Source organism: Pedococcus sp. P5_B7 (assembly GCF_054049895.1).
The window spans coordinates 813,662-833,799 of sequence record NZ_JBFULM010000002.1; the positions used below are offsets into that span (position 1 = coordinate 813,662).

The 20,138-nt window shown below is 73.0% G+C and carries 18 protein-coding genes; 5 read left to right on the forward strand and 13 right to left on the reverse strand.

Features of this window, described 5'->3' with window-relative positions; genetic code table 11:
- Window positions 1–28: 28 nt before the first annotated feature.
- On the reverse strand, window positions 29–853 hold the full coding sequence (locus ACXJKD_RS06700; protein WP_457253683.1) for an enoyl-CoA hydratase/isomerase family protein: 825 nt from the start codon (window positions 851–853) through the stop codon (window positions 29–31).
- Between the two features lie 132 nt (window positions 854–985).
- Between ACXJKD_RS06700 and ACXJKD_RS06705 the strand changes: the two genes are divergently transcribed.
- From ACXJKD_RS06705 to ACXJKD_RS06715, 3 genes are all read left to right on the forward strand, one after another.
- Complete coding sequence (locus tag ACXJKD_RS06705; RefSeq protein WP_091788997.1) at window positions 986–1,144, forward strand: DUF5679 domain-containing protein; 159 nt, start codon at window positions 986–988, stop codon at window positions 1,142–1,144.
- 118 nt (window positions 1,145–1,262) lie between these two features.
- Window positions 1,263–2,216 (forward strand): hypothetical protein, encoded by a 954-nt coding sequence (locus ACXJKD_RS06710; RefSeq protein WP_457253684.1) that lies wholly within the window; start codon window positions 1,263–1,265, stop codon window positions 2,214–2,216.
- A complete protein-coding gene (locus ACXJKD_RS06715) occupies window positions 2,213–3,550 on the forward strand; it encodes an ABC1 kinase family protein (protein ID WP_457253685.1) in 1,338 nt (445 codons plus the stop codon). Before ACXJKD_RS06710 ends, ACXJKD_RS06715 begins: the two co-directional genes overlap by 4 nt.
- 24 nt (window positions 3,551–3,574) lie before the next feature.
- Here the strand turns inward: ACXJKD_RS06715 and ACXJKD_RS06720 are convergent, their stop codons facing one another.
- From ACXJKD_RS06720 to ACXJKD_RS06755, 8 genes are all read right to left on the reverse strand, one after another.
- Window positions 3,575–3,769, reverse strand: coding sequence for a hypothetical protein (locus ACXJKD_RS06720; RefSeq protein ID WP_457253686.1), 195 nt, complete (start codon window positions 3,767–3,769; stop codon window positions 3,575–3,577).
- 2 nt (window positions 3,770–3,771) lie between these two features.
- Complete coding sequence (locus tag ACXJKD_RS06725; protein ID WP_457253687.1) at window positions 3,772–4,365, reverse strand: HhH-GPD-type base excision DNA repair protein; 594 nt, start codon at window positions 4,363–4,365, stop codon at window positions 3,772–3,774.
- Window positions 4,366–4,496: 131 nt separating this feature from the next.
- Window positions 4,497–5,978 (reverse strand): alkaline phosphatase family protein, encoded by a 1,482-nt coding sequence (locus ACXJKD_RS06730; protein ID WP_457253688.1) that lies wholly within the window; start codon window positions 5,976–5,978, stop codon window positions 4,497–4,499.
- A gap of 106 nt (window positions 5,979–6,084) precedes the next feature.
- A complete protein-coding gene (locus ACXJKD_RS06735) occupies window positions 6,085–6,270 on the reverse strand; it encodes a hypothetical protein (RefSeq protein ID WP_457253689.1) in 186 nt (61 codons plus the stop codon).
- Window positions 6,270–6,557, reverse strand: a complete 288-nt coding sequence (locus ACXJKD_RS06740) for a WhiB family transcriptional regulator (RefSeq protein ID WP_457253690.1) — start codon at window positions 6,555–6,557, stop codon at window positions 6,270–6,272. Before ACXJKD_RS06740 ends, ACXJKD_RS06735 begins: the two co-directional genes overlap by 1 nt.
- A 254-nt stretch (window positions 6,558–6,811) precedes the next feature.
- Window positions 6,812–7,048, reverse strand: a complete 237-nt coding sequence (locus tag ACXJKD_RS06745) for a hypothetical protein (protein WP_056923860.1) — start codon at window positions 7,046–7,048, stop codon at window positions 6,812–6,814.
- A gap of 148 nt (window positions 7,049–7,196) precedes the next feature.
- On the reverse strand, window positions 7,197–9,386 hold the full coding sequence (locus ACXJKD_RS06750; RefSeq protein ID WP_457253691.1) for an ATP-dependent DNA helicase UvrD2: 2,190 nt from the start codon (window positions 9,384–9,386) through the stop codon (window positions 7,197–7,199).
- A 72-nt stretch (window positions 9,387–9,458) separates the two neighbouring features.
- Window positions 9,459–9,923, reverse strand: a complete 465-nt coding sequence (locus ACXJKD_RS06755; protein WP_457253693.1) for a PPOX class F420-dependent oxidoreductase — start codon at window positions 9,921–9,923, stop codon at window positions 9,459–9,461.
- 182 nt (window positions 9,924–10,105) lie between these two features.
- On the opposite strand from ACXJKD_RS06755, the gene ACXJKD_RS06760 reads away from it, so the two are divergent.
- Complete coding sequence (locus tag ACXJKD_RS06760; protein WP_457253694.1) at window positions 10,106–10,375, forward strand: glutaredoxin domain-containing protein; 270 nt, start codon at window positions 10,106–10,108, stop codon at window positions 10,373–10,375.
- 75 nt (window positions 10,376–10,450) lie between these two features.
- On the opposite strand, the gene nudC is transcribed toward ACXJKD_RS06760, so the two are convergent.
- Complete coding sequence (gene nudC / locus ACXJKD_RS06765) at window positions 10,451–11,428, reverse strand: NAD(+) diphosphatase (RefSeq protein WP_457253696.1); 978 nt, start codon at window positions 11,426–11,428, stop codon at window positions 10,451–10,453.
- A gap of 41 nt (window positions 11,429–11,469) precedes the next feature.
- On the opposite strand from nudC, the gene ACXJKD_RS06770 reads away from it, so the two are divergent.
- Entirely contained in the window at window positions 11,470–12,960 is a 1,491-nt protein-coding gene (locus ACXJKD_RS06770) for a phosphotransferase (RefSeq protein WP_457253697.1), read from the forward strand.
- A 31-nt stretch (window positions 12,961–12,991) separates the two neighbouring features.
- Here the strand turns inward: ACXJKD_RS06770 and ACXJKD_RS06775 are convergent, their stop codons facing one another.
- From ACXJKD_RS06775 to ACXJKD_RS06785, 3 genes are all read right to left on the reverse strand, one after another.
- Window positions 12,992–16,450, reverse strand: coding sequence for an ATP-dependent helicase (locus tag ACXJKD_RS06775; RefSeq protein WP_457253698.1), 3,459 nt, complete (start codon window positions 16,448–16,450; stop codon window positions 12,992–12,994).
- Entirely contained in the window at window positions 16,450–19,650 is a 3,201-nt protein-coding gene (locus ACXJKD_RS06780) for an ATP-dependent helicase (protein ID WP_457253699.1), read from the reverse strand. Before ACXJKD_RS06780 ends, ACXJKD_RS06775 begins: the two co-directional genes overlap by 1 nt.
- Window positions 19,651–19,742: 92 nt before the next feature.
- Window positions 19,743–20,084: an MGMT family protein gene (locus tag ACXJKD_RS06785; RefSeq protein ID WP_457253700.1), complete on the reverse strand. Its 342-nt coding sequence runs from the start codon at window positions 20,082–20,084 to the stop codon at window positions 19,743–19,745.
- Between the last annotated feature and the right edge of the window lie 54 nt (window positions 20,085–20,138).

The window sequence follows — 20,138 nt, forward strand, 5'->3', positions numbered from 1 at the left end:
GACGTGCCCGGGGGGGAAGAGAGCAGCGTCAGCGGCCGTGGAAGGTCGGCCGGCGCTTGGCTGCCGCGGCCGAGATGCCCTCGTGCAGGTCCTCCGTGGCGAGGGTGACGGCTTGGGCCAGCGCCTCCCACTGCAGGGCGTCCTCGAACGTCGCGTGCCCACCGTCACGCAGCGCCTGCAGCGTCAGGCGGGTGGCGACGGGCGCTGCCGCCGCGATGCGTTCGGCAGCCGCGATCGCCTCGGGCAGCACGGCGTCGACCGGCAGGGCGCGCGACACCAGGCCCAGCTCCGCCGCCTCGGTGCCGCTGATCACGCGACCGGTGAGCAGCAGGTCGCGAGCCACGGCGTGACCTGCGACGTTGGGCAGCGACCAGGTCGTCGCCATGCCGGGGTGCAGCCCCAGGGAGGTGAACGGCACGCCGACCTGGGCGTCAGCGGCGGCATACCGGAGGTCGCAGGCGAGCGCCACGGCGAACCCGGCGCCGATCGCCGCGCCGTTGACGGCCGCGATCGTGGGGACCTCGAGGTCGCGGATCGAGAGCCACGCGCGGTAGAAGGTGAGCATCCGGTCGCGGAGCTCGCTGACCGTCGCGTCAGGGTCCTGGACGATCCAGGAGAGGTCGCCGCCCGCGCTGAAGGCCGGGGCGGCTCCGGTCACCACGACGGCCGCGAGCGCCTCATCAGTGCGCAGCAGCCCCATCAGCCTCACCCAGGAGGCCGTCATGGCCGTGCTCATCGAGTTGCGTCGATCTGGGAGATCGAGTGTCACCACGGCGATCCGGCGTCCCGAGGCGTCCCGGGAATCCACCCGCAGGTCGTCGAACTGGGTCTCCCACCACGGCTGCGTGCTCATGGGGCGAAGACTAGGGGTGGGCCCTGAGCACGACGCACAGGCCCCCCTTGCGCGATTTTGTGCTCAGCATGGTCTAAGTTTGGCCGAAGTCCGACGGCGCACCGTGTGCCGTGAACAAGAGGAGACATGGCGATGGCTGAAGAGACCTACAAGGGCGAGTTCTACTGCGTGAAGTGCAAGGAGAAGCGCGAGGCCGAGGGCCGTGTCGTGGAGACCAACGGTCGCCGCATGGCCAAGGGCGTGTGCCCCGTGTGTGGCACCAACCTCAACCGCATTCTCGGCAAGGCCTGACACCAGGCTTTCCCAACGCGAGGGGCGGCACCGACCACTGGTCGGTGCCGCCCCTCGCGGCGTCCGGACCTGTGGATGGCGGGTCGGGTCGCCAGTGCGCTGTGCGAGATTGGGCCGCGTGACTGGACGCACCCTCTTCAAGGCCCTGTGGCCGGTCCTGCGCCGCAGCGCAGGAAGCGTGCAGTTCGGCACCGACCCCGCCCGCGCGAGGGTGGTGGAGGGCCTGCGTGCCGACGAGGTCGACGCCCTCCAGCTGCTCGACGGCACCCGTGAGCTTCCCGCGGCGCTGCAGACGCCGGCCGGTCGTGACCTGCTCGGCCAGCTCGTCGCCCACCGGCTGGTCGTCGACGCTGCGCCGCCCGCGCCCCAGCCGCCACCCGCGCGGATCCTGCTCGCCCACGACACGCAGGCCGTGCTGCGCACCGCCCCCACCGAGGGCCAGGCGTATGCCGCGCTGGCCGGCCGCCACGCCGCGCACCTCTTGGTCGTCGGCCGGGGTGAGCTGCCGCGGGCCGTCGCGGAGCAGCTGCGCCGCGCCGGTGTCGGCTCGGTGCGGCACGGCGCGCACGTCGCCGACGACTGGGAGCCACCTGCGCTCGTCGTCCTGGTCGGCTGCGGCGCCGTCGACTCGGCGACGGCCATCCCGTGGCGCGCCCGCGGCATACCGGTGCTGCCCGTCGTGCTGCACGGGGTGGAAGCCCTCGTCGGCCCGGTCGTCGTGCCCGACGGACCGTGCCTGCGCTGCCTCGACCTCGCCCGGGCCGACCTCGACCCGGCGTGGCCCGCCCTGCTCGGGCAGCTCCTCCCGGTCGCGGTCGGGGCCGGACCCGAGGTCAGCGGGGAGACCACGCTGGTCGCGCTGACCGCCTCGATGGCCGCGATGGTGGCGTTGGCGGTGCTCGACGGTCACGCGCTCCCCACGGGCCGGTCGTTGGAGGTCTCCCTGCCCTGGCCGGGGGTCCGGCAGCGTCAGTGGACCGCACATCCGCGGTGCGGGTGCGGTGCTCGATCCGACGGGTTCTGCCGACCCACTGACGGCGAGGTTGCCCCGCAGGTGAGAATGGCCGGGTGAACGAACTCCCTCGCCGTGCCGTCAGTCGCACGGCCCGACTGGCGAGCCTGCCCCTCGGCTTCGCCGGCCGCACCGCGGTGGGGTTCGGCAAGCGCGTGGGCGGCAAACCTGCCGAGGCGGTCGCAGCCGAGCTGCAGGCCCGCACGGCCGAGCAGCTGTTCAAGGTCCTGGGCGAGCTCAAGGGCGGGGCGATGAAGTTCGGCCAGGCCATGTCGGTCATGGAGGCCGCGCTCCCGGAGGAGATGGCCGGTCCCTACCGCGCCACCCTGACCAAGCTGCAGGAGGCGGCTCCTCCCCTCCCTGCCGCGACGGTGCACAAGGTGCTGGCCGAGGAGCTGGGACCCCGGTGGCGGACCGCGAAGTTCCAGTCGTTCGACGACAAGCCCGCGGCGGCGGCCTCGATCGGACAGGTCCACAAGGCGGTCTGGCGTGACGGTCGCGAGGTCGCCGTCAAGATCCAGTACCCGGGCGCCGGTCAGGCCCTGCTGTCCGACCTCAACCAGCTCGCCCGGGTGGCCCGGCTGGCCGGCGGGTGGATCCCCGGCATGGACATCAAGCCGATCACCGACGAGCTCAAGTCGCGGATGAGCGAGGAGCTCGACTACAACCTCGAGGCCGCCAACCAGCGCACCTTCGCCAAGGCGTTCCGCGGTGACCCGCACTTCGCCGTGCCGGACGTGCTGGTCAACAGCGAGCACGTCATCGTCTCGGAGTGGATGGACGGCATCCCGCTGTCGCAGATCGTCGCGTCGGGCACGCCAGAGCAGCGCAACGCCGCCTCGGAGCGCTACATGGCGTTCCTGCTCGTCGGCCCGGCCCGCGCCGGGCTGCTGCACGCCGACCCCCACCCGGGCAACTTCCGGTTGCTGCCCGACGGGCGCCTCGGCGTCATCGACTACGGCGCAGTCAACCGCCTGCCGTCCGGCCTGCCGCCCGCGATGGGCACGCTGGTCAGCGCGGCGCTGCGCGGCGAGGCCACCGAGCTCGAGAGGGGCCTGCGGTCCGAGGGGTTCATCAAGCCGTCGATGTCGCTCGATGCCGAGGCGCTGCTGGACTATCTCGGCCCGTTCATCGAGCCCCTGTCACACGCCGAGTTCACCTTCAGCCGGCCGTGGCTGCGGGGCGTGGCTGCCCACGTCAACGACATCCGCCGGCCCGAGTTCCTCGTCGGCATGAAGCTCAACCTGCCGCCGTCCTACCTGCTCATCCACCGGGTCTGGCTCGGCGGGATCGGCGTGCTGTGCCAGCTGGGTGGGACCGTCTCGGCCCGGCAGATCGTGGTCGACCACATGCCCGGCATGCAGCTCCAGCACCTCCCGCCGCCCGTCGACTGACGCGGATCACCAGCCTGACGCGGGTCACCACCAGGCGGAGTCGAGCTTGCCCTCGATGCTGCGCAGGTGCTCCCGGCTGCAGCGGTCGCAGGTCCAGACCTCGCGGCCGTTCTCGGTGCCGCGCGTCCAGGTGATCGCGGCCAGGGCAGGATCGCCCGACACGGTGCCGCAGGTCGAGCACACGGGAGGAGTCTCGGCGGGTCTGCCCTGGTCAGCCACGGCTACTTCTTCGTCAAAGCGGCGTCCTTGGCCTTCGCCGCAGCCTTGGCGGCCTGCTTGAACTCCCGCACCTTGGCCAGTGACGAGGCGTCGACGACGTCGGCGACCGACCGGTAGGAGCCGTCCTCGGCATACGGCCCGATCGCCTCCTGCCACCCGGGCGGGCGCACCTCGAGCTGCTTCCCGACCAGGGCGGCGAAGATGCGGGCCTTCTGGTCGCCGAACCCGGGCAGCGCCTTGAGCCGCTCGATCAGGTCGCGGGTGTCCGTCGCCTCGGTCCAGATGGTCTCGGCCCGGCCGTCGTACTGGTCGCGGACGACGGCGGCGAGCTGCTGCACCCGGCCCGCCATCGACCGGCCGTAGCGGTGGATCGCCGGCGGCGTGGCGCAGAGGTCGGCGAACGACTCCGCCTCGGCGGCGGCGATGGCGTCGGGCGCCAGCGTCCCGAACCGGTCGAGGATCTTCCACGGCCCGCGGAACGCGTGCTCCATCGGGTACTGCTGGTCGAGCAGCATCCCCACGAGCAGCGCGAACGGGTCGTTGCTCAGCACCTCGTCGGCGGCCTCGTCCTGGGCGATGCGGATCTGCGTAGCCATGCAGGCAGCCTAACGAGGCTGAGCAGAGCCGCTAGCCCTGGAAAGTCGGCCAACTGGCCCCCTTTCCGGGCCGCGTCGCGCAGATCGCCTGGAAAGTGGGCCAGTTGGCCCCAAATCTCGAGGACGGCTCCTCACAACAGGTAGACGAACCCCGGGCCCTCGTCGCGGTAGGGGATGCCGAGCGCATCCAGCGCCGGCTTCCACGAGCCGGTCACGCTCGGGTCGGCGCCCTCGAACCCGTGGTCAGCCGTGAGCAGGAAGGTCACCTCGTCGAGCACCCCCAGCCCCTCGAGGTGGTCGAGGAACACGACGAGCCGGGCATCGCTCTGGCGCAGCGAGTCCCGCGCGATCTGCGACCGCGGCCCGCCGGCGTGGTGTCCGGCGTCGGTCACGACGTGCGCCCACCAGGTCAGCGTGGGCGCGTCCTCGGCGGACTCCCACAGCTGCAGGACCTGCTGCAGACCCATGTCATCCACCTGCACCCCCCAGCGGAAGTACGCGTCCGCCAGGTGCTCGGGCCGCTCGACGAACGGGGACTCCTCCGGGACCGGCAGCAGGTCGCCCATGCCGGTGGCGGCCGCGTCGAACCCGCCGGCTGCCCTCAGCAGCGCCATGGTGCCGTAGTCCGCGCCCCGGTCGATGGCCTCGTCCACGCTCGCGGTCCGGGGTGAGTCCCCTTGCGGCACATGGTCGTTCACCATCTCGAACACTGTGCGGACGCCGGGTCGGAGCCACTCCGCGCTGCGGTGCCAGGTCTCGGCATCGTTGGGGACGACCCGTTCCTGCAGTCTGCGGTCGTAGTAGACGTTGCCGAGCACGCCGTGCCGCCCCGGGCCGACGCCGGTCAGGATGGAGGTGTGGTTGGTGAGCGTCACGCTCGGGAACTCGGCCACCGCACCCCCGCGCAGCGCCAGCCCGTGCTCGATGAGGCGGGCGACCCCGGGCAGCTCGCCGGTCTCGGCCAGGTGGAGCAGGTCACCGCAGTGCGCCCCGTCCCAGAGCAGACCGACGACTCGCCGACGCTGCCCTTCAGCAGCTGGTTCGAGGTATGCCGTGAGGGCACGGCCGTCGAGCTCGGCGCCGTCCGCGTCGCGCAGGTCGGCCGACGGCACACCCGACAACACCGCGAGCGTCGGGGCCACGTCCACGAGCCGGGCGTGGTCGTCGACGAAGCCGAGCGTCGCCACCCCGGGACCCGACATCACCAGGGGGGCGCGCGACTGGATGACGTCGAGCGAACCGTGCTCGCCCGCGTGACCGCCCTCCGCGACGAACCAGTGCCGTGGGGTGTGCACGACGGCGACGTCGGGACTGCGGTCGACGTCGCCGAACAGCGAGCGGATCCGCTGCGCGGCATACGGGTAGGCGTTGTCGGTGGACACCCGCGGGCCGGCGGCGGCGAGCTCGACCTCGTAGGGCAGGAAGGCCATCGGGTCCTCGCTCGCCACGGGGTCGATCCCCGACAGGACCTCGTGGCCGCCGTTGGCGTGCAGCCGCACGGTGCCCAGGTGGTTCGCGGCGTGGGCCACCCCGTCCTCGACCCACACCGCCAGGTCGACGACGGCGGACAGGTCGGGAGCGGTCAGGGCCTTGACCACGGCTTCGCGGGACATGTGCGGACGCTACCGAGTCGAGGGCTCCGGGCACTCCCGAAGACATGAAAGAACCCGCCGGGACGACCTCCAGAGCGGAAGGTCCCGGCGGGTTCGGGCACGGGGGTCACCGGGCCAGCATGCGAGGCATGGCGAGCAGCAACTCGTGCTGCGCCTGTGCCTCGAGCCGGCGCTGGTACTCCCGTTGACGGCGCCGTCGATGGGCGCGCGCCAGGTCGGCGTACAAGGCCTGGAACATGGTGAAACTCCTGGTGTGTGAAAAGTGTTCGATGGTGTTGACGGTCGGCGTCATCAGGCGGCGACCGGGTTCTTCCGCGGCCGGCCCCTGGGCCGCTTGCGTGCGACGACGACCCCCTGGACGAAGAGCTCGCCGCCCCACACGCCCCACGGCTCGGACCGCTCGAGCGCGCCTGCGAGGCAGGCGGCCAGGGCCGGGCACATGTGGCACAGCGACTTCGCGAACTCGACGTCGGCCGGGCTCTCGGCGAACCACATCTCGGCGTCGTTCTCCTGACACGGGATGCCGGCGCCTGCGATCGCGGCCTGCTCGTTCAGGTCGTGGAGTGCGCTCAGATGCATCGGGTGTCACCTCCCTCTCGTCGAACCGCCACGGTGGTGGCGGATATCCCTGTTTCCGTCTGGCCGGTGGCTCCCCGGTCGGGGGCCGGCCCGTTCTCTTCGGTGTCGGACTTCATCTCTGGTGGTGCTTCTTCCTGCTCGGTGTGGTGCGGAAGAAATCTGTTCGGACAATCAACGGCGTTGGACAAACAGAAAGGCCGCGGATCCCGGATATCGGGTTCCGCGGCCTCGGAGAGGGCCTGCTGGCTGGTGGCCTAGACAGGTGGTTCTCCGAAGGGACGGAACGCGAGATCCTTGGTGGCGCCGAAGCCGCCGACGTAGAACGTCGGAACCGGGGCATCGGTGATCACACGGGTGGCGATGGGCGCGGGCACAGTGGTCCCCTGGACCCATCCACGGCTGCCTGCGAGGAGGACACGGCCGACCTCGGGGCACACGGAACGGACGCGGGACATGTGAGTCGCGTCGATCGTCATCGTGAAGTTCTCCATTGGGACCTACCCTCCTTCGTGTGCTCGTGGACCCCAGCGCATCGCGCGCGACACCCTGGGCTGGTGTGTTGATCCAGAGTACGGGACGCCCCTGCGGGGCAGCAACGCATTTATCGAGATTTCCTGCAAAGAATTGGTGAACGAACGCCTATTCGTCGGAATCCGTTGCGGTAGAACGAGTTTCGAGCACAGATTCGACGTCCGCGCCGCCGATGAGGGCCAGCACTTGCGCGCCGTAGAGCCCGAGCTTGCGGGCCCCGACCCCGGAGATCTGGGCCAGCTCGCCCTCCGAGCCGGGCTCGCGCTCGGCGATCACCGTGAGCGTGGCGTCGGTGAAGACGACGTAGGCCGGCACGCTCGTCTCCCGCGCGACGGCCAGCCGCCACGCACGCAACCGCTCGAAGGTGGCCTCGGAGTAGGTCGGCGGACAGGTGTCGCAGCGCCCGGTCTTGCGCTGCGCCGCGGTCGTGAGCTCGGTGCCACACGAACGGCAGTGCGCCGGCAGCGCTGGCTTGAGGGCCTTGCCCCGCCCGCCCTTGGCGGCCCCGACCTTCGCCGAGCCCTTGGGCTGCGAGCGCGCGCCGTCGCCGAGGATGCTTGCCGCGCCGTCCAGGAACCGCGACGGCCGACGGCTGGCTCGCGCCCCGGGGGTGCGGGCGCCCGACCACGAGAGCCGCAGCTCGCGCCGGGCCCGGGTGACGCCGACGTACATCAGCCGGCGCTCCTCCTCGATGGCCTCGGGGGTCTCGGCCATCATGATCGGCAGGTAGCCGTCGGAGATCCCGGCGAGGAACACGACGTCCCACTCCAGTCCCTTCGCGGCGTGCAGCGAGGCGAGCGTGACCCCCTGGACCGCGGGGGCGTGCTGGGCCGAAGCCCGCTCGTCGAGCTCGCGGATGAAGTCGGGCAGCCGGGCCTCCGGGCTGGTCACGACGAGGTCGTCGGACAGCGCGGCGAGGGCATTGAGCGACTCCCACCGCTCGCGACCGGCGCCTCCCGAGCTCGGCGCCTCCCGGGTCCACCCGGCGCCGAGGAGCACGTCGCGCACCAGCTCGGGCAGCGGCTTGGACGCGTCGTCGGACCGGGCCGCACCCCGCAGCAGCAGGATCGCGTCACGCACCTCGCGCCGGGAGAAGAACCGCTCCCCGCCCCGCACGAGGTAGGAAACCCCCTGGTCGGCCAGCGCCGACTCGAAGGCCTCGGACTGGCCGTTGGTGCGGAACAGGATGGCCATCTCGGCCGGCGAGACGCCGTCGGACACCCGCTTGGCGACCTCCGCGGCGATGGCGGCGGCCTCGGCGGGGTCGTCCGGGTGGGCGGTCAGGACCGGGGTCGGCCCGTCCTGCCCCTGGGCCTGGAGCACCACCGCGTTGCTGCGCATCGCCCCAGACGGCCCCCGCACGACGAGGTTGGCGAGCCCCACCACCTGCGGCGTCGAGCGGTAGTTGCGCACCAGCCTGACCACCTCGGCCTTGGGGTGGCGGGTCTGGAACTCGAGCAGGTGGCGGGGGCTGGCCCCGGTGAACGAGTAGATCGTCTGGGCGGGGTCACCGACGACGCAGAGGTCGTCGCGCTCCCCCACCCACAGGTCGAGCAGCCGTTGCTGGAGCGCGTTGACGTCCTGGTACTCGTCGACGACGAAGTGGCGGTACTGCGAACGCACCGCCCGGGCGATGTCGTCGCGCTCGGCCAGGATCCCGACGGTCAGCAGCAGCACGTCCTCGAAGTCGATCACGCCGCGCTGGGTCTTGACCTGCTCGTAGGCCTCGAGGACCCGCGCCATCGCGGTGGCGTCCAAGCCGGGCGGCTCGCGGTGCGCGGCCCGCGCCCCCGCGGCATACGTCTCGGGGGTGAGCATCGACACCTTGGCCCACTCCACCTCGGCGGCGAGGTCACGGATGGCGGTGCGGTCACGCGCGAGGTCGAGTCGCAGGGAGGCGGCGGCCTGGGCGACCGCCGCGGCCTTCTGGCTCATCACCTCAGGCGCAGCGCCCCCGATCGCCTGCGGCCAGAAGTAGTGCAGCTGCCGCAGGGCTGCCGCGTGGAAGGTGCGGGCCTGCACCCCGGCGACGCCGAGCGTGCGCAACCGGGTGCGCATCTCGCCGGCCGCGCGTGCGGTGAACGTGACCGCGAGGACGCGTTGGCCCTGGTAGGCGCCGGAGTGGACGCCGTAGGCGATCCGGTGCGTGATCGCCCGGGTCTTGCCGGTGCCGGCGCCGGCGAGCACGACCATGGGTCCCAAGGGGTGCGCCGCGACCTCGCGCTGCTCGGGGTCGAGCGCGTCGAGGATGTCGTCGGCGGAGGAGGGCACGGGTATGCCGTGGGGCTGGGTGGGCATCGCCGCGATCCTGTCATGGGCGACCGACGGCGGTGGCCACCGGACTCGTCACTCGACCGGTCATGGCTGCCCTCACTGCACGAGGCCGTAGACCCGGGTCACCCTCAGCCGCAGGATGCGGCGGCCGTCCTGCACCATGGCCCGCCGGTAGTCGTCCCAGTCCGGGTGGTCCTCGCCACGGATGGTCCGGTAGAGCTCGACCAGCTCGTCGACCACCTCGTCGTCCTCGGCCACGGCCACCGGTGAGAACCCAGCGTCACCCTCGAGCACGGCATACGACCAGCCCTCCGGCGAGGTGACCATGAGCGACCCCCTCGGGTCGCGCAGGAGGTTGGCCACCTTCGCCCGGCCGTCGACCACGGACACCCGCACCGTGGGAGCCGCCGGGTCGCTGCGGTCGAGGGCGAAGTTGACCATCGAGAGCTGCGGCCGGCCGTCGCGCTTGAGCGCCGCGAGCGCCCCGAGGTTGCGGCCGGCAGCCAGGGCGAGCAGGGCGGGGTCGAACGCGGCCGGCTGTGGCGCCTGTGGTGTCTGCACCGCCTGTGCTGCCTGTGCCGCCTGTGCTGCCTGTGCTTTCTGTGCCGCGTGTGCTGCCTGTGGTGCGGCTGGATCGGGGGCCATGGGACATCATGGTCATAGAGGTCACACCACGGCGAGGAAGAAGCGCCGCACGGCCGTGGTTGTATGGCTTGACAGTCTCCGACCCCCTGAAAGAGATCATGAGCGCCAGCGCCCTGAAGCACCCCGCCCCCGGTTCCGTGACCATGTTCAGCACCTCCTGGTGCGGTTACTGCAATCGTCTCAAGGCCCAGATGGGCCGCGAAGGCATCGCGTTCACCGAGGTGAACATCGAGGACGTGCCGGAGGCCGTGAAGTTCGTGATGGACGCCAACGACGGCAACCAGACCGTCCCCACGCTGCTCTTCCCGGACGGCTCGTCGGCGACCAACCCCTCGATCCACGAGGTCAAGCAGCGCCTCGCCTCCTGATCAGGAGCACCCAGACACCCACGAGACCCCGGCCACCGGCCGGGGTCTCGGGCTGTCTGCCTCCCGGCCCGGAGCTCAGTCGGGAGCGACCTGGGCCAGGTCGTGGCCGAGCCAGCGCTCGATGAGCCGGCGGGCGATGGACAGGCGCGTGGACGGGCTGACCTCCCCCGCGGCGAGGATCTCGCGGTACTCGTCGCGGGTGAACCACCGCGCCTCGGCGATCTCCGACTCCTGCAGCCGGAGGTCCTCGCCGGTCGCCTTGGCAGTGAAGCCGACCATGAGCGAGTTCGGGAAGGGCCACGGCTGGTCGCCGAGGTACTCCACGTCGTGGACCTGCAGGCCGACCTCCTCGTGGACCTCCCGGGCGACCGCGGCCGCCAAGCTCTCCCCCGGTTCGAGGAAGCCCGCGAGCACCGAGAAGCGACCGGTGCCCCAACCCGCCCCTCGGGCGAGCAGCAACCGGTCTCGATCGTCGATGACCGACATGATCACGGCCACGTCGGTCCGCGGGTAGTGCTCGCTGCCGTCCCGGCCGCACCGGCGCAGCCACCCCGCCTGGATCGGCTCGGTGGGGGCACCACAGCGCGGGCAGTGGCCGTGGGTCGCGTGCCAGTTGGCGAGCGCCAGAGCCGTCGCGAAGACCGTGGCGTCGCGGTCGGACAGGTCGGCGCCGACCTGGCGCAGCCCCCGCAGCCGCTCCCAGATGCCCCCGTCCGGCGCCTCCATCTCGGGTGCCGGTCGCGCGACAGCGAGGTATGCCGTGCCGTCGCCGTCCTGGCCCAGGAACAGGACGAGCGCATCAGCATCGGAAGGGATCGGGGCGCGCAGGTCCAGGGCGGGGGCCCCGCCCGCGGCGTCATCCCCCGGCCGGTCTCGCTGGTCGCCTGCGCCCAGGCGGACCGGGACCTTGTCGCCGTGCACCTCCAGGACCCGGGTCGAGGAGTCGGCGAGCAGTCGGTCGAGCAGGTCCGGCTGCGCCCGCAGCTCGGCGTGACGGTCGAGACCCGGTCGGGCGAGCGCGAGATTCGGGAGAGTTTCGGTCAGGAGGCCCACGCCTCCACCCTAGGCGCGCCCGCACGGCATACGGTGACCGTGTGGACCGCAGCCCCCTCTTCCTCGCAGCGCTCGCGAGCGCTGCCGTGCCGGGCCTCGACCCGGCCAGCGTCGAGGCGCTCCCCGGGACAGCCGACCACCCCGACCAGGCCAACGGCTACGACGTCGCGTTCGTGCAGGACACCCAGCACCGGCGCTGGGTGGTGCGGGTGCCGCGCAGCCAGGCGGCCGCAGCCCAGATGGAGTCGACCTTCGGCCTGCTCGCGCTGCTGGCGCGGCGGCTTCCGTTCAGCGTGCCGACCCCGAAGGGCTTTGCCGCCCTCAAGGAGGGCGGCCGGGCCGCGATCTACCCCTACCTGCCCGGCCAGAACGTCGACTTCGCCCAGCTGCCGCCCGGGCCCGGCCTGGCCGCCGAGCTCGGACGGGCGATCGCCGCGCTGCACAACGCCGACCACGGCCTGTTCGACGAGGCCGGGCTACCTGCCTACGACGCCGACACCTACCGCACCCGGCGGCTCAGCGAGCTCGACCGCGCGGCTGCCACCGGGCACGTGCCGACCGGGCTCCTCGCGCGCTGGGAGAAGCTGCTGGAGGACGTGACGCTCTGGCGGTTCGCCCCTACCCCGACGCACGGCGACCTGACCGGCGACCAGGTGCTCGTGGTCTTCGACGACGACGGCGACGCGGCGAGCGGCCGGGTGAAGGCGTTCACCGGGTGGGAGGACGCCAAGGTCGCCGACCCCGCGGACGACTTCTTCGCGTTGGTCAGCCAGACCTCGTCGCAGGCCCTCGAGACGCTGATGGAGGCCTACGCGCACGCCCGGGCCGAGCGGCCCGACGCCCACCTGCTCACCCGTGCCCGGCTCTCGGCCGAGATGCGGACGCTCTCGCAGCTGATGTCCGCCGTGTCGGGCGGCGACCGACTGCAGGTCGAGCGCCTCGCCTCGGCCCTGCGGCGCCTCGACGAGCGCGTGCACGCCGAGGAGGAGGCGGCGAACGACTACCGCCGAGCCGGCAGCGGTCCCGCCAAGAGCAACCCGGTGCTCGTGCCCCCGGTCATCGAGGACGCGGAGGACGACGACGAGGACGACGTCGAGGTGATGTTCGCCCCTACGGCCGACTCCGACGACGACACCGACACCGCGGGTGACAGCGCCGACCCCGACGGTGACAGCGACGCCGACGCCGACGCCGACGGTGGCAGCGACGGTCACAGCGACCTGGCGTCACCGATCCCGGTCCGCCACGTCGAGTTCGAGGGTGAGGACGAGGACGAGGCGGAGGGTGAGTTCGAGGACGAGCTCGCGACCGACGGTGAGGGCGGCGCCACCGCGCTCGAGGGTGAGCTCGAGGACGAGCTCGAGGAGGAGCTCGAGACCGCGGGTGCGCTCGAGGGCGAGCCCGAGACCGCGACCGACTCCGTCCACGACGTGACGGCCGAGATCGACGTGAGCTCGCTGCGCCGTCCCGAGGTCATCGAGGGCGACGACCCTGGTCCGGAGTTCGAGCCCGGCTACCGCCCGAGCCCCTAGCTGCCCACCACGTCAGCAGGCTGACCCCGACCTAGGCGTCGGGGACGGTCTCCAGCAGGGCGGCCAGAGCCACGTCGTCGGGCAGCTCTGGCCAGACCGTCTCGCCGGTGCCCGCGTAGTAGAACGCCGCGTCGACCTCGTCGAGGTCGAGGCCACGCAGTCGGGCGAAGCCGACGCGGTAGGCCGCCAGCTGGAGGGCCCGCGACCGCGCAGACACCCCGCTGGGCTTGGACCCCGTCTTCCAGTCGACGATCGTGAAACCGCCTCCGGGGCGCGGGAAGACCGCGTCGATCCGTCCTCGGACCGCGATCCCGTCGATGACGGTCTCGACCGCGATCTCGATCTCGGCCGGGGTGCGGTGGGCCCACTCGCTGGCGAGGAAGCGCTCCTTCATGACGGGCAGGGCCGCATCGTCGCCCGGGTCGTCGTCCGCGCTCCCGGGCAGGTCGAGGATGTCGACCATCGCCGCCTGCGCATAGTGCTGCTCGACCCACGCGTGGAACGCCGTGCCGCGGCGAGCCGCGAGCGCAGGTGGTTCGGGCATCGGCCGACGCAGCGACGAGGCGAACCGGGCCGGGTCCTGGGCGAGGCTGACGACCGCCGAGGCCGACAGGTGGCGCGGCATGAGGACCGTCACGTCACTGCGGTGCGCGAGCCTGCGGCGCTCCTCGAGGAGCAGGTCGAGCTCCTCCAGCACGGTCAGGGCGTCGCCCGGCAGCGGGAACATGCCCTGCTCCCCCAACGCTGGCGGAGCACCCGAGCCGTCGACCTGTCCGGCGACCGCAGCGCGCACCGCCTCTGCCCCCGCAGCCAGCGCAGCCCGACGGTGGGCCAAGGGGTCTGCCGGCCACTGCACGCTGACCGCGGTCGCGGCGGTCGGGTTCACGGCCTCGGCGGGCTGTGCGGGGTCGGGAAGGTCGACCCAGGCGAGGCGCGTCACCGGCAGCGCCGGCTCGGCCTCGACGACCTCGAGCAGGAAGCGGGACGTCACCTTCGGTGTCTTGCCGTCGGTCCAGACCGGGGCGGTCAGCAGCATGTCTGACCTCGCCCGCGTGAACGCGACGTAGGCGAGGCGTCGCTCCTCGTCGACCCCGTGCTCGCCGCCGGCCCGCAGGAACCGCTCGACCCGCGTCTCCATGTCCTTCCAGTCTCCGGCCCCCTCCCAGTCGAGCAGCGGCAGCCCGTCACGGTCTCCCCGCAGGGCGTAGGGGATGCCACCGTCGGAGAGGCCACCGATCCAGCCGCGCTGCTTGGGGTCGGACATCGTCCACGCCGTGCCGTCGGAACGACTCGCGGCGGAGGCCAGCGCCGGGAACGAGCCCTCGACGAGCCCGGGGACGGCTACCGCGTCCCACTCGAGCCCCTTGGCCGCGTGGATCGTCAGGATCTGCACGGCGTCGGACGACGCCTCGATGTAGCCCTTGTCGAGCCCTCGCTCCTCCTTGAGGGCTGCGGCCAGCCAGGCCAGGAAGCCGCCGAGGTTGGGTCGGTCAGCACTGACCGTGAACGTCGCGGCGACGTCGGCGAACGCGTCGAGGTGCGCTCGGGCCGCGGCAGGGGTGTAGCCCTCACGGGCGAGCACCTCGATGTCGAGCCCGAGGGCGCGCTCGGCTTCGCCCACCAGGTCGGCCAGGGGCAGCGCCGACAACGAGCGCAGTCGGCGGATCGCCTGCTGCAGTCCGCGGAGGCGGCCGAGTCCCACGTCGCTCACCCGCTTGCCGTCCCAGCTGGTCCAGCCCGGCCGAGGCGGGTCGTCGACGGCCTCGACGATGCTCACCCGGTCGGAGCTGTCCGGTGACTGGTCGCGCACCGGCCGCGGGGCGGGGGTCGCGTCGCCCCCGCCGCTCCCGGCCGCGGAAGGGCCCGGCCCCGAAGCGGCCGTCGCCGTACCGATGACCGCCCCTTCGGCATCGTCGTCGTCCTCCGGGGCCGACCGGTCGTCGATGCCGAGACGCAGGTCCTGCTGGTGACGGGCCCACGCCATCAGCCCGTCGAGGTCGGCCGCCCCCAACCGGCAGAGCGGTCCGGTGAGCAACCGCATGAGCTGGTCGCCGCGGCTGGGGTCGTGCACGACGTGGAGCAGCGCGGTGATGTCCTCGACCTCGGGCGTGAGCAGCAACCCACCGAGCCCGACCACCTCGTAGGGGACGCCCTTGGTCTCGAGCGCGTCGATGAGGGGCGCGAACTGGGAGCGCTTGCGGCACAGCACGGCAGCCGACTTCGCGCCTGCCGCTCGTCGCTGCGCCAGCCAGTCGGCGACCAGCGCCGCCTCCTCACCGGCGGTCTCGACCCGCGCCGCCACGACCCGGCCCGCTCCGGCGCCGGGCCGGGCGGCGAGCTCGTCGACCGGCACGGTCGAGCGCTCGCGCAGGGGCTCGGCCACGGCGTTGGCGACGTGGAGCACCGCCTCGTCGTTGCGCCAGCTCGTGGCGAGTGGGAGCACGGGCGCCAGTCCCTCGGGGCCACCGAACGCACGACGGAACTCGCCGAGGGTGGTGGCGCTGGCGCCACGCCAGCCGTAGATCGACTGGTGCGGGTCGCCGACCGCGGTGACCGGAGCCGGCTCCCCCGGCGCGACGAACAACGACTGGAGCAGCTGGAGCTGCGCGGCTGAGGTGTCCTGGAACTCATCGAGCAGGACGGCCCCGAACCGCTCTCGCTCGATCTTCCCGATGTCCTCGAACCCGATCGCCAGCTTGGCGGCCAGCGCCATCTGGTCGGCGAAGTCCATCGCGTCGCGGGTGCGCTTGAGGGTGAGGTAGCGCTCCACCATCGGCAGCACCCCGGCGCGGGCCAGGAGCTGCTCCCGCATCTTCTTCACCTCGCCGGGCAGGTCCTTGCCGCGGGCGCCGACGTGTGGCGGAAGAGCGGCCAGCGAGCCGAGCGCCCGCTCGAGGTAGGCCGCGACGTCGTCGACCTCGACGAGGTGCTCGGCCATCTCACCGGCCAGGTCGACGACGGCTGCGGTGACCGTCGACTCGGCGAAGCGGACCTCGTCCATCGGGCCGTCGTAGCCGGCCACGACCTCCGACGCGTACTGCCACGCAGCCGCCTCGGAGAGCAGCCGCGACTCGGACTCGTAGCCCAGCCGCAGGGCGTGCTCGCGGACCAGCCGTCCGGCATACGAGTGGTAGGTGGACACGGTCGGGGTGCCACCGAGGACCTCGGCACCGGTCACCGCGTCGTCGGTGCGCGGGTGCCAGACGTCGCGCTGCTGGAGCAGCCGGAGCCTCGCGCCGATGCGTTCGGACAGCTCGGTGGCGGCCTTGCGGGTGAAGGTCAGGCCGAGGACCTGGTCGGGCTCGACGAACCCGTTGGCGACGAGCCAGACCACCCGGCCGGTCATCGTCTCGGTCTTGCCCGACCCGGCACCCGCGACGACGAGCACCGGGGACATCGGCGCCTCGATCACCCGCACCTGCTGGTCGGTGGGCGGCGGCTGACCGAGCGCTGCGGCGATCTCCTTGGCAGACAACAGGGGACGCGCCATCACAGCACCCGCCCCTCGGGCTGGGCGGGGCACGACGCCCGCACCTGGCAGAGCTTGCACCAGTCGCCCACGGTCGCCTGGAACGTGGAGCCCGACATCCCCTCGGCCGTGCTGGTGACCAGCTCGGCGGCCCACTGCGGCTCGGGGTCGGCACTCAGCGGACCCTGGGCCTGCAGGGTCGTCTTCACGAGGGCCGCCTTGCCGACCTGGAGTAGCGCGGCTCCGGCTGAGCGGTCTCCCAGCTCTCCGAAGGCGCCGCGCTCGACGCCCAGCTGGTAGGCCCCCAGCTGCGGATGACGGTCGAGCTCCTCGGTGCGGGGCTTGCTGCTGCCGGTCTTGTAGTCGACCACCCGGAGCGCCGTGCCGTCGGGCGTGCCCTCGATGCGGTCGACCTTGCCGCTGAGCACCGCCCGACCGAGGACGACCTTCATGTCCACCTCGGCCCCGAGCCGGACCCAGCCCCCCGCACGGGCCTCGTCGAAGTACGTCGCCAGCCGTCGGACCATGCCGTGGGCCTCGTGGCGCTTGCGGTCGGAGACCCAGCCGGCCGGCATACCGAGGCGCCCCCACCGGGCGTCCACCTCGGCGACGAGGGTGTCGGCATCGACGTCGCCGAGCTCGGCGGCGATGTCGTGCACCAGCGTGCCGATGTCGGCCGCGCCGACCGACGGGCCGTCGCCCCCGACCGAGCCGAGCATCCAGCGCAGGCCGCAGTTGCCGAAGGACTCCACCTTGCTCGGCGACACCCGCACCTCCTGGTTGGGCTCCCGCAGCGGTCGGTCGTCGGACAGCTCGCGCAGCACCCACCACTGGGCCGGGTCGGCCCCGGGGACTCCCTCGCGGGTCAGCCGGGCCAGCGCTGCCACCGCCGTGCGGCGCACCACGGCGTCGTCGGAGACCAGCTGTCGGCGGAGCTCACCCACGAGGGTCGGCAGGGTCATCGTGCGCGCAACCTCGGCGAAGGGCCGATCTCCTTGGGTGGCAATGGTTTCGGGGTCGACGACATCGAGGTAGACCGACGGCTGCTCGTCGTCGGAGCGCACTGCCGTCACGACGACGCGGTCGCTCGCCCTGGTGAGCGCCACGAGGAACGACCTGGTCTCGTCGTAGCGCACCGCGGCCTGCGCGGCCCGGAAGGTGCCCGCCCGCCCCGACACGACGTCGACCAGGTGCTCCGATCCGAGGAGGGAGCCACGCAGGCGCAGGTCGGGCCAGACGCCCTCCTGCACCCCCGCGACGACCACCAGGTGCCACTGCCGGCCGGCGGCGGCCTGGGGGGTCGTGACCGTCACCGACTCACCGACGGGTGAGCGCGCGACGAGGGTGTCGCCCGGGATGTCCTGGCTGCCGATGTGGGTGAGGAACTCCTCGGGACCGGCCTGCGGGAGGCGGTCGACGAACTTGGCCGCGGCGTCGAACAGCCCGACGACGGCGTCGAGGTCACGGTCGGCCCGCCCAGCGCCGGCGCCCCCGGCGAGCGCGGTGGCCTGCCACTCGCCGCCCAGCCCCGTCGCGGCCCACATCGCCCACAGCACCGACTCGGCGCTGACCCCGGCCTCCCAGCGCCAGGCGGGTCCGGTCGGGGTGTCGTCGACCACGCCGCGCGCAGCCTTGACACCGGCGGCGATGGTCGCGGCGACGCGGCGGGCGGGATGCCCCTCGGCCCCCACCTCGACCAGCGCACCCGGCGCGAGGAGCGCCTCGGCGAGCAGCTCGTCACTCGTGCGACCACCACCACCCTCGAGCTCGAGCCGCCGCAGGGCGCGACGCAGCCGGCGCAGCCCGACCGCGTCGGCGCCGCCGATCGGCGACAACAGGGTGTCGACCGCGACCTGCGCGGACAGCGGCTCGTCGAGGCCGCGGGCCCGGTCGAGCACCACCTCGAGCAGGGCCAGCAGCGGGCGCACCGCCACCTCGTCACGGACCGGCAGGTCGGTGGAGGTGCCGGCCACGGGGACCCCTGCAGCCATCAGCACCCGCCGCAGCGTGGAGGTGCGCCCCTGGCCACGCACGATGACCGCCATCTCGGACCACGGGATCCCGAACCTCAGGTGGGACTCGCGCAGCTCGGCGGCCACGTGGCTGGCCTCCTGGCTCACCGCCCGCAGCAGCCGCACCTCGACGCGGCCCCCGGCGCGCCCCGCGGCCGCACCCCGCTGGACGCCGCCGGCGAGCGCGCCGATCTTGGGGGCCACCCGCGCCGCAGCGTCGACGACCGCCTGCGGCAACCGGTATGCCGTGGGCAGGACCAGGGTGCGCGGCTCACCGCCCGCGGGGCCTGCGGACCGGTGGCCGTCCGCGGCGGAGCCGAGCTGCGCCCACCCGTCGCTCAGGTGGCGGGGGTCGGCGCCGCGGAAGGTCTGCACGGCGCTGTCAGGGTCGCCCAGCAGGACGAGGTCGAGCCCGGGCGTGGCGATCGTCCGCAGCAGCCGCGCCGCGGCCGAGGTGAGCTCCTGCGCATCGTCGACCACGACCAGGCGCAGCCCGTCGACGAGTCGTGCACGGGCTGGCGAGTCCTCCTCGAGCAGGTCGGCCGCGGCACCCAGGATCCAGGCCGGGTCGTAGGCGCCGGGTGCGGACAGGGCCGTGACCTCGTCGTACTCGGCCAGCACCTCGGCCGCCGCCACCCACTCGGGTCGGTCGTGCTCCCGGCCGAGCCGGGCGAGGTCGTGCGGCTCCAGGTCGTGCTCGACCGCGCGCATGAGCAGGTCGCGCAGCTCGCCGCGGAACCCCCTGGTGGCCAGGGCGAGGTGCACCCGCTCGGGCCAGGCGGGGCCCGTGCCCTCGGCAGCGTGTCCGGCCAGCAGCTCGCGCAGGATGACGTCCTGCTCCGGCCCGCTGAGGAGCCGGGGGGTGGGGTCACCGCGCAGCGCCGCGGCCTGGCGCAGGATGCCGAACCCGAGGGCCTGGTGCGTGCGGGCGAGCGGCTCCGTCGAGGTGCCGCCGAGCCGGGCCGTGACCCGCTCGCGCAGGCTGCCGGCCGCGACGCGCGAGGAGGTGAGGATGAGGCACTGGTCGGGCGTCGCCTCGCCCGACTCGACCCGGGAGACGACGGCCTCGATGGCCGTGGTGGTCTTGCCGGTGCCGGGGCCGCCGAGCACGCGCAGCACTGCGCCGCGGTGGGCGAGGGCTGCCAGCTGGACGTCGTCGAGCGGCGGCGCCTCGGCCACCACGCTCGGGGCGCGGCGGAGGTTCAGCACGGGCTCATCCCACCATCCGCGACCGACAGCGCGTGGGACGCCCCGCGTCCTCGGTCACCGCGTCTGCCACGGCGCTGGGCGTGCCGCACGAGTCAGGGCTGCGGCGGGGGGACAGGTGCCGTCGCCTCCAGCCAGCGCGCCCGGGTGAGGTCCACCCGCCGTCCATCGACCTGCCCGCGCACCAGGGGGGTGCCTTCCTCGCGGTAGTGCGCGAGCGCCTCGTCCTCGAGCCCTTGCGGGAAGTAGCCACCGGAGCGGATCACCCGCCACCACGGCACGTCCGAGCCGTAGCGCGCCATGACGTTGCCGACGCCTCGGGCCCCGCCACGCCCGAGCAGGTCCGCGATGTCTCCGTAGGTCATCACCCTGCCCTCGGGGATCGTGTCGACGACCTCGAGGACGTCGTCGGCGAACTCGCTGGGGGCCCCAGTCACACGCCCGGCCTGCGTCACCATCGCCGTCCCACCTCGCTGGTCGAGCCCACCCGA